The following is an 8015-nucleotide window of genomic DNA, read 5'->3' on the forward strand; positions in this document are numbered from 1 at the left end:
AGGCTCAGCCCGGCGAACCAGAAGCCCAGGGCGGCGCCGGGCAGAATGCCGTGGGCCACCGCATCACCGATCAGGCTCATGCGCCGCAGGATCAGGAACACCCCGAGCGGCGCGGTGCTGCAGGCCAGCACCAGCCCGCCGATCAGCGCGCGGCGCATGAATACGAAATCGACAAAGGGCATCCACAAGTGGGCGGCAAAATGCATCAGGCCACCTGCAATTGCGGTTGTGGACGAATCAACTCTTTACTCGGGCCCAGCGCGCAGCCTGTGCTTTTGATGTGCAGCACGTCCGGTGTGTGGTGGCGCACCGACGCCAGGTCATGACAGACCACCATCAGCGTGCGGCCTTCTTCATGCCAGGCATGGATGTGTTTCCAGCACAGCGCCTGGCCTTCCTCATCGAGGGCGGCGTGGGGTTCGTCGAGCAGCAACACCGGCGAGTCGGTCAGGCTCATGCGGGCGAGCAGGGCGCGTTGCAATTGGCCGCCGGACAGGGCCATCAATGGGCGTTGCTCCAGGCCGCTCAGGCACCAGTCTTCCAGCGCGGCGTGCAGGCGCTCGTTGCGTTGCGGTGACGTGAGCCGAGTGCCCCACAATCCTGCAGCGATCAGTTCCTGCAGGCTGATGGGGAACTGCCGGTCCAGGTATTGCTGCTGGGGCAGGAAGGCCAGGCCGCCGCGCCGTGGAACATCGACGCTGACCTTTCCTGCCAGCGGCTTCTGCAAGCCGGCGATGACCTTGAGCAGGCTGCTTTTGCCACAGCCATTGGGGCCGATGACGCCGGTGAGGCTGCCTTTTTCCAGGGTGAAATCCACGGCGGGGGTGAGCGGTTGGCCCGGAGCGCCCCAGCGCAACGCAGTGCAGGTGATCATGTGGAAGGTCTCGTCCAGCGGCTTTCAGCCACGGCATCGTGCGCGTGCAGGCTTTCGGCGTGGACCACTTTGAGGTGAAAGGCCTTGACCGCATCCGAGCGCTTCAAGGCGAGGTTAAGGCGGCGTGCGGCGTCCTCGCAGAACATCAGGTTCTGCCCATTGGCCAGGGCGAAGGCTTGCTCATCGGCACGTTTCACCGCGGTTTGCACGGCGGTGCCGAGGGCGGCTTCGGCGCTGTTGATCAGGTCGACAATTGGCAATTGCTCGCCTTGCAGGTGCACATGCAACTGCGCGCTGCTGCGTTGGCTGTGGGGTGTGGCGACAATGCCGTTGGCGCTGCCGAGCCAGGTCAACACGTCTGCATGCTGCAATGGCGTGTTGGCGAAATCGTCGAGAAATTGCTGTTGAATCAATTGCCTGGCAAGGGCGGCGGAGCATGGGCAGGTTGATGAGTAGGTTACGTCAATTTTTAGTTCCACGTGGAACATCCGGTTTTCCAGACGCGCCTCAATGCTGACCGGGTAGCGTTTCCAACCGTCCAAAGGGCTGACCAGAGCCGGGCGTTTCAACAGCAAGCTGGTGTGGATACGCAGGTAGGCGTTATTAGATAAATCTTCATGTGTGTCGAGAAAGCGCTGCAGTACATTACGCAGAAGTGCAGGCGTCAGCGGCCGCTGATCGAACATTTCCAGTGCCAGGTACAGGCGTGACATATGAATGCCACGGGCCGCGCCATCGTCCAGGCTCACACCGGCATCGGCGGTGGCGAGCAGGCGTTGGCCATCAAACAGGACAGGCAAGGCCACGCCGCACATGCCCACCCAGTCGAGTGGCAAGGCTTGGCGTGAAGCCTGCGCGGCGATATCCGGCAGAGTCAGCGCATTCATAAGCAGGTCCATCGTTGGTAATAATTAGGCATGTTATAGTATAACAATGCAATCCACGATGAATTTTCTGCTCCAGCCTTTCTTCAGTCACGTCGAGCAGGGACGCTCCCTTATTCGCGGTATCGGTCATGCACAGACGTCAGCTCCTCAACCTGCTGTTGCTCAGCCCCCTGTTCGCCTTGCCGCCGGGGGCTTACGCCACGCAGATCCGCAATGCGCGCCTGTGGCGTTCGGCCGATAAGCTGCGGCTGGTCTTCGACCTCAGCGGCCCGGTGCACTACAAGACGTTTTCACTGACCGCCCCGGAACGCTTGATCATCGACCTGAGCGGCGCGGGGCTCAGTGGTGACTTCTCCCAGTTGGCGCTCAAGAACAGCGGAATTACCTCGATTCGTTCCGGGCATTTTGGCCAGAACGACACCCGCATCGTGCTGGACCTCGCCGCGCCGATGCAGCTCAACAGTTTCCTGTTGCCGCCCCAGGAGGGCCAGGGCCACCGCCTGGTACTCGACCTGACCCGCGCCACACAGGCGCCTCGTCAAATCGCCGCCGAACCTGCGCCCTTGATCGCGCCGGTGGATAAAACCCATCCCCGGCGCGACATCATTGTGGTGGTCGACCCGGGTCACGGCGGCAAGGATCCCGGCGCGATCGGCTCCAAGGGCCAGCGGGAAAAGGACGTGGTGCTGTCGATCGCTCAGTTGCTGGCCAAACGCTTGAAACGCGAAAAGGGTTTTGACGTGAAGCTGGTGCGCAACGATGACTTTTTCGTGCCTTTGCGCAAGCGCGTGGACATCGCCCGTCAGCACAAAGCCGATATGTTCATCTCCGTGCATGCCGACGCCGCACCAAGGCTTACTGCTTCGGGGGCCTCGGTGTACGCGTTGTCCGAAGGCGGCGCCACCTCGGCGACCGCCCGCTTCATGGCGCAGCGCGAAAACGGCGCGGACCTGCTGGGCGCCACGACGTTACTCAACCTCAAGGACAAGGACCCGATGCTCGCGGGAGTAATCCTCGACATGTCGATGAACGCCACCATCGCCTCCAGCCTGCAACTGGGCAGCTCGGTGCTGGGTAGCCTGCAAAACATCACCAGCCTGCATCAGAAGCGGGTGGAGCAGGCCGGATTTGCGGTGCTCAAATCACCGGATGTGCCGTCGATCCTGGTCGAGACCGGCTTTATCTCCAACACCCAGGACGCCCAGCGGCTGGTAACGGCGCGCCATCAACAGGCGGTTGCCGATGGCCTGTTCGACGGTCTGAAAAAATACTTCGAGAAGAACCCACCGATGAACAGCTACATGGCGTGGGCGCAGGAACAGAAGAAAGGCCAGGTCTAGCAGCCGGTGATGCGGCTGCAGGTGAATGTGGCGCCGGCTCCGCCGGAACTGGAGAAGCGGTTGAGCGTGGTCCAGCCCACGCGCCGCGTGTAGCCGACCCACGCCTCACCGTCCGATGCCAACCCGGTAAAGAACGTCAGCTGCCCGTAGCGGCTGTTGGTTTGTGCCCAGTAGCGTTTGCCGATCACTTCGAAACCGCGCAAATACGTGGTGCTGCCGACGGTCGCCACGCTGTAGGCATTGCCCAGTGGGTCAACGCAGGCCAGCAGGTTGGCGCTGCGCGTGCAGTGGGCCGACAGGCTTGGCGATTGAGCACAGGCAGGTCCCGCCGCTGCCAATAGCAGGATGTACCACAGGCGTTTCATCGGGTTTCTCTGGGGTTGGGAGGTGATCAAGCTTCGCGCCCTTCGTCACGCAGAGCAAGGAGGGTTGGCTTGTTTGTATTGTTATAATATAACATAAAACAAAGCCTGGCTTGACCGGGCAGCCTGATGAGAGCGACCTGATGCCCAATCGTCTACCCGTTACCGTGTTGTCCGGCTTTCTCGGCGCCGGTAAAAGCACCCTGCTCAACCACGTACTGCGCAACCGCGAACACCTGCGCGTGGCGGTGATCGTCAACGACATGAGCGAAATCAACATCGACGGCAGCGAGGTCCAGCGCGACGTCACCCTCAATCGCGCCGAAGAAAAGCTGGTGGAGATGAGCAACGGCTGCATCTGCTGCACGTTGCGTGAAGACTTGCTCGAAGAAGTCGGCAAGCTCGCCAGGGAAGGTCGGTTCGATTACCTGCTGATCGAATCCACCGGCATTTCCGAACCGATGCCTGTTGCCGAAACTTTCACCTTTCGCGATGAAAACGGGCAAAGCCTGGCGGATATCGCGCGCCTGGACACCATGGTCACCGTCGTCGACGGCATGAATTTCCTGCTCGACTATCAAGCCGCGGAAAGCCTGGCCTCACGCGGGGAAACCCTGGGGGAAGAGGATGAGCGCTCGATCACCGACCTGTTGATCGAACAGATCGAGTTCGCCGACGTGATACTGATCAGCAAGATCGACCTGATCGGCAGCCACGAGCGCCAAGAGCTGATGGCGATCCTCGAACGGCTCAATGCCCAGGCACACATCATCCCGATGGTGATGGGGCAGGTGCCGCTGCATACAATTCTCAACACCGGGCGCTTTGATTTCGAGCGGGCCGCCCAGGCCCCGGGCTGGTTGCAGGAATTGCGCGGCGAGCACGTGCCGGAAACCGAAGAGTACGGCATCGCTTCCACCGCTTATCGCGCGCGCCGCCCCTTCCATCCGCAGCGGTTTTTCGACTTCATCGACCGCCCCTGGGTGAACGGCAAGCTATTGCGTTCCAAGGGTTTCTTCTGGCTGGCCAGCAAACACCAGGACGCCGGCAGTTGGTCCCAAGCCGGTGGTTTGATGCGCCATGGCTTTGCCGGCCGCTGGTGGCGCTTCGTGCCGAAAAGCCAGTGGCCGCAAGACGAAGAAAGTGTCGCGGCAATCATGGGCAACTGGCAGCCGAGCACTGGCGATTGCCGTCAGGAACTGGTGTTCATCGGGCAGAACATTGATTTTGCGCAGATGCGCGCCGAACTCGACCAGTGCCTGCTCACTGACGAAGAAATGGCCCTGGGCGTCGAAAGCTGGCGTCAGTGGGTCGATCCCTTCGGCCCCTGGTATGAGGAGGCAGCCGCCTGATGCTGGCCCCGGTTATTCCCCTGCGTCCCGTGATCCGCCAGACCCGCGGGGAAACCCCGCTGGCGCTCTCCGATATCCTCGAAGACGGCGTGAACCTGGCGCTGTGGCAGCGCCAATTGCCGCTGCATATCGCCGAGTTCGGTGCGTTGCTGGTGTCGCTCGATGAGCCGTTGGCCGAAGCATTGGTCATCGAATTGAGCGACGAAGACACCGCGCCGAACTTGCAGGGCCTGGCGTCCGGTTGCCGTGATCTTGAAGGCTATAACGGCTTTATCGCCGACGTCTCCTGGCTGGTCAGCGCATTCGCCTGCCTGCTTGGCGCCAGGCGCATCGGCGTGCGTTTGCGCTTGCTGGACAAGGCGATGTGTCCGCGTTTCCATGTCGACCATGTGCCTGTGCGGCTGATCACTACCTACGCGGGCATTGGCAGCCAGTGGCTGCGCGAAGGCGTCATGGACCGCTGCCGCTTGAGCCAGCCTGACGCAGAACCCGCCGAGCGCATCGAGCAGATTCACTGCGGTGAAGTGGCGCTGCTCAAGGGTACAAAATGGCACGGCAACGAAAATCATGGCCTGATTCACCGCTCGCCCGCCCTGAAGGCGAATGAGCGTCGCTTGATTCTCACGCTGGATTGGCTCGCATAAACGCGTAGGATCAAGCGCTCTACACGGTCTGAATGATGCCACCCATGCTGCAGAACATTCCCACCCATGTGATTGCCGGGCCCTTGGGCGCCGGCAAGACCAGCCTGATCAAACACCTGCTTTCCCAGCGTCCGGCCAACGAGCGCTGGGCAGTGTTGATCAATGAATTCGGGCAGATCGGCCTGGACGCGGCCTTGCTTACGCAAGAGGAGGATGGCATTGCCCTGGGCGAGGTGGCGGGCGGCTGCCTGTGTTGTGTGAATGGTGCGCCGTTCCAGGTAGGCCTGGGTCGGTTGTTGCGCAAAGCCAGGCCGGATCGGCTGTTTATCGAGCCTTCGGGCCTGGGCCATCCGGCGCAGTTACTCAAACAACTGGGACAGGCGCCATGGCAGGGCGTGCTGTCGCTTCAGCCCTGCATACTGGTGCTGGACGCTCAAGCCCTGGCAGCGGGCAAACCCTTGCCGCCGGCGCAGCAGGAGGCGCTGGCCAGTGCCGGCCTGCTGGTGTTGAACAAGGATGAGGCGCTGGATGCGGTGCAGCGCCAGGCCATTGAACAACGGTTACCCGGCAGTGCGCTTTATTGGACGCGTCAGGCGCAGTTGCCGATTGAGCAATTGCCCGGTGTGACGGCACAGGCTGGCGGCGCTGTGGATAACTTCGCGGTCCCCAATGGCTTGGTGCACATGCAGGCGGTCTGGAGCGATCCCGCGCTGCCGATCTGCCTGAGCCAGGCCCAGGAGGAAGGCTGGAGCATCGGCTGGCGCTGGCATCCGAGCCAGCAATTTGACCTGGTGCGTTTGAATCAATGGCTGACAAGTCTGGCGTGGCGTCGCGCCAAGCTGGTTATCCACAGTCGTGACGCCTGGGTGTCCGCCAATGCTGTGGATAACAGCCCGCTGGCCTGGCAGCCCAGCGAATGGCGCCGCGATTCGCGCATCGAGCTGATCTTCATTGCCCCTCAGGACGTGGCGGCATTGCAGGCCGCCCTGGTGGCCTGTCGTTACTGACGGTTCTTGGTGGCGTGGTCCTGGCGCCACTGGCTCAGTTCGATGACGTCGGCGCTGGGCAGCGGCTCCTTGGCTTCGAACGGGTAGGGCGCCAGTTCGATCTGCGCGCTGTGGGCGCCAAATTGAGTGATGGTCCCGCTGTGGCGAGTCTCGCCCGTGACGGTGAACTCGAAATTGTAGACGCGTGCCAGACGGCGCCGACCCTTGGCATCCTTCACCAGACCGATGCGCTTCAACGCCACCGCGCCGTCAAGCAGTTCGATGTCGAGCTTGGCGCAGTGCTGCTTGACGCGCTCCAGCGCGCGCTCGCGCAAGCCATGGTTGTGCCAGACCCAGGCGGCGCCGGTCGCCAGCAACATCAACACGAACATGTTTCCCAGGGTCAGCATTCCATGAACTCCAACAAAGTGAGCGCAGCTTAACTGTGTCGCCGGTCTGTCGTACAGGCTGCGTTTAGTCGCATACTGCGCGGCCAGAATTTCAACGGCTTTATGGAAATCTCCTGCATGAAACGTACACCCCATCTGCTTGCGATCCAGTCTCATGTGGTCTTTGGCCACGCCGGAAACAGCGCCGCCGTGTTCCCCATGCAGCGGGTTGGGGTGAATGTATGGCCGCTCAACACGGTGCAGTTCTCCAACCACACACAGTATGGCCACTGGGCGGGCGAAGTGCTGGCGCCGCAGCAAATTCCGGCACTGGTGGAAGGTATCGCGGCGATCGGCGAGCTGGGTAACTGCGATGCGGTGCTGTCCGGCTACCTCGGCAGCGCGGCTCAGGGACGCGCCATTCTGAGTGGCGTGGCGCGGATCAAAGCGCTCAATCCCAAGGCGATGTACCTGTGCGACCCGGTGATGGGCCATCCGGAAAAGGGCTGCAGCGTGCCCCAGGAAGTCAGTGATTTCCTGCTGAACGAGGCTGCGGCCATGGCGGATTTCCTGTGCCCCAACCAGCTGGAGCTGGACAGTTTTGCCGGGCGCAAGCCGCAATCGCTGTTCGATTGCCTGGCGATGGCCAAAGCCTTGCTGGCGCGCGGGCCGAAGGCGGTGCTGGTCAAGCATCTGGATTACCCGGGCAAGCTGCCGGACGGCTTCGAGATGTTGCTGGTGACGGCCGAGGGCAGTTGGCACTTGCGCAGGCCGCTCCTGGCCTTCCCGCGCCAGCCGGTGGGTGTGGGTGACTTGACGTCGGGGCTGTTCCTGGCGCGGGTGCTGTTGGGTGATAGCCTGGTGGCGGCGTTCGAGTTCACGGCGGCGGCGGTGCATGAGGTGCTGCTGGAGACCCAGGCCTGCGCCAGTTATGAACTGGAACTGGTGCGGGCGCAGGATCGAATCGCCCATCCCCGGGTACGCTTTGAGGCGATGCCGATCAGCCTGTAGATACATAGAACCCAATGTGGGGGGGGGCTTGCCCCCGATGGCGGCCTCTGGGCCGACCAGGATGCTGGATTGGAAAGGGTACATATCCGTTTCTGCGGTAACGGCTGCTAATGGTTCCGCTTTTACAGCGGCTCACTTTTGAAAAGCGCAAAAGTAAGCAAAACGCTCTT

10 protein-coding genes are annotated in these 8015 nt (G+C 61.9%); 5 read left to right on the plus strand and 5 right to left on the minus strand.

The window, feature by feature from the left end; translation table 11 throughout:
- From BFP89_RS08815 to folE2, 3 genes are all read right to left on the minus strand, one after another.
- Positions 1–206: metal ABC transporter permease (locus BFP89_RS08815; protein WP_141689068.1), on the minus strand; the 206-nt coding region annotated here is incomplete at its 3' end.
- Complete coding sequence (locus tag BFP89_RS08820) at positions 206–874, minus strand: metal ABC transporter ATP-binding protein (protein ID WP_065885115.1); 669 nt, start codon at positions 872–874, stop codon at positions 206–208. The genes BFP89_RS08815 and BFP89_RS08820, both read right to left, overlap by 1 nt.
- A complete protein-coding gene (gene folE2 / locus BFP89_RS08825) occupies positions 871–1761 on the minus strand; it encodes a GTP cyclohydrolase FolE2 (RefSeq protein ID WP_065885116.1) in 891 nt (296 codons plus the stop codon). The genes BFP89_RS08820 and folE2 overlap by 4 nt, the downstream gene beginning before the upstream one ends.
- A gap of 128 nt (positions 1762–1889) precedes the next feature.
- On the opposite strand from folE2, the gene BFP89_RS08830 reads away from it, so the two are divergent.
- The gene (locus tag BFP89_RS08830; RefSeq protein WP_065885117.1) at positions 1890–3101 is read left to right on the plus strand and encodes an N-acetylmuramoyl-L-alanine amidase; all 1212 of its coding nucleotides are present in this window, start codon (positions 1890–1892) and stop codon (positions 3099–3101) included.
- Here the strand turns inward: BFP89_RS08830 and BFP89_RS08835 are convergent.
- The gene (locus BFP89_RS08835; RefSeq protein ID WP_065885118.1) at positions 3098–3466 is read right to left on the minus strand and encodes a glutamine synthetase; all 369 of its coding nucleotides are present in this window, start codon (positions 3464–3466) and stop codon (positions 3098–3100) included. The two genes, BFP89_RS08830 and BFP89_RS08835, sit on opposite strands and share 4 nt — an antisense overlap.
- A gap of 140 nt (positions 3467–3606) precedes the next feature.
- Here BFP89_RS08835 and zigA point away from each other — a divergent pair, with 140 nt between their 5' ends.
- The 3 genes from zigA to BFP89_RS08850 are packed head-to-tail and all read left to right on the plus strand — an operon-like array spanning position 3607 to position 6466.
- On the plus strand, positions 3607–4815 hold the full coding sequence (gene zigA / locus BFP89_RS08840) for a zinc metallochaperone GTPase ZigA (protein ID WP_065885119.1): 1209 nt from the start codon (positions 3607–3609) through the stop codon (positions 4813–4815).
- Positions 4815–5459 (plus strand): DUF1826 domain-containing protein, encoded by a 645-nt coding sequence (locus BFP89_RS08845; protein WP_065885120.1) that lies wholly within the window; start codon positions 4815–4817, stop codon positions 5457–5459. The genes zigA and BFP89_RS08845 overlap by 1 nt, the downstream gene beginning before the upstream one ends.
- A gap of 44 nt (positions 5460–5503) precedes the next feature.
- Positions 5504–6466: a CobW family GTP-binding protein gene (locus tag BFP89_RS08850; protein WP_065885121.1), complete on the plus strand. Its 963-nt coding sequence runs from the start codon at positions 5504–5506 to the stop codon at positions 6464–6466.
- Here BFP89_RS08850 and BFP89_RS08855 read toward each other — a convergent pair.
- A complete protein-coding gene (locus tag BFP89_RS08855) occupies positions 6460–6855 on the minus strand; it encodes a DUF3301 domain-containing protein (protein WP_065885122.1) in 396 nt (131 codons plus the stop codon). The genes BFP89_RS08850 and BFP89_RS08855 overlap by 7 nt on opposite strands.
- 117 nt (positions 6856–6972) lie before the next feature.
- Between BFP89_RS08855 and pdxY the strand changes: the two genes are divergently transcribed.
- On the plus strand, positions 6973–7845 hold the full coding sequence (gene pdxY / locus BFP89_RS08860; protein ID WP_065885123.1) for a pyridoxal kinase PdxY: 873 nt from the start codon (positions 6973–6975) through the stop codon (positions 7843–7845).
- Positions 7846–8015: the final 170 nt, after the last annotated feature.

It is taken from the genome of Pseudomonas sp. 31 R 17 (assembly GCF_900004915.1).
GTDB lineage: Bacteria > Pseudomonadota > Gammaproteobacteria > Pseudomonadales > Pseudomonadaceae > Aquipseudomonas > Aquipseudomonas orientalis_A.

Excerpts from the sequence above, each read along its gene's own strand:
- BFP89_RS08820 (WP_065885115.1), bottom strand. The coding sequence starts at position 874 with ATGATCACCTGCACTGCGTTGCGCTGGGGCGCTCCGGGCCAACCGCTC.
- folE2 (WP_065885116.1), bottom strand. The coding sequence starts at position 1,761 with ATGAATGCGCTGACTCTGCCGGATATCGCCGCGCAGGCTTCACGCCAA.
- BFP89_RS08830 (WP_065885117.1), top strand. The coding sequence starts at position 1,890 with ATGCACAGACGTCAGCTCCTCAACCTGCTGTTGCTCAGCCCCCTGTTC.
- BFP89_RS08835 (WP_065885118.1), bottom strand. The coding sequence starts at position 3,466 with ATGAAACGCCTGTGGTACATCCTGCTATTGGCAGCGGCGGGACCTGCC.
- zigA (WP_065885119.1), top strand. The coding sequence starts at position 3,607 with ATGCCCAATCGTCTACCCGTTACCGTGTTGTCCGGCTTTCTCGGCGCC.
- BFP89_RS08845 (WP_065885120.1), top strand. The coding sequence starts at position 4,815 with ATGCTGGCCCCGGTTATTCCCCTGCGTCCCGTGATCCGCCAGACCCGC.
- BFP89_RS08850 (WP_065885121.1), top strand. The coding sequence starts at position 5,504 with ATGCTGCAGAACATTCCCACCCATGTGATTGCCGGGCCCTTGGGCGCC.
- BFP89_RS08855 (WP_065885122.1), bottom strand. The coding sequence starts at position 6,855 with ATGCTGACCCTGGGAAACATGTTCGTGTTGATGTTGCTGGCGACCGGC.
- pdxY (WP_065885123.1), top strand. The coding sequence starts at position 6,973 with ATGAAACGTACACCCCATCTGCTTGCGATCCAGTCTCATGTGGTCTTT.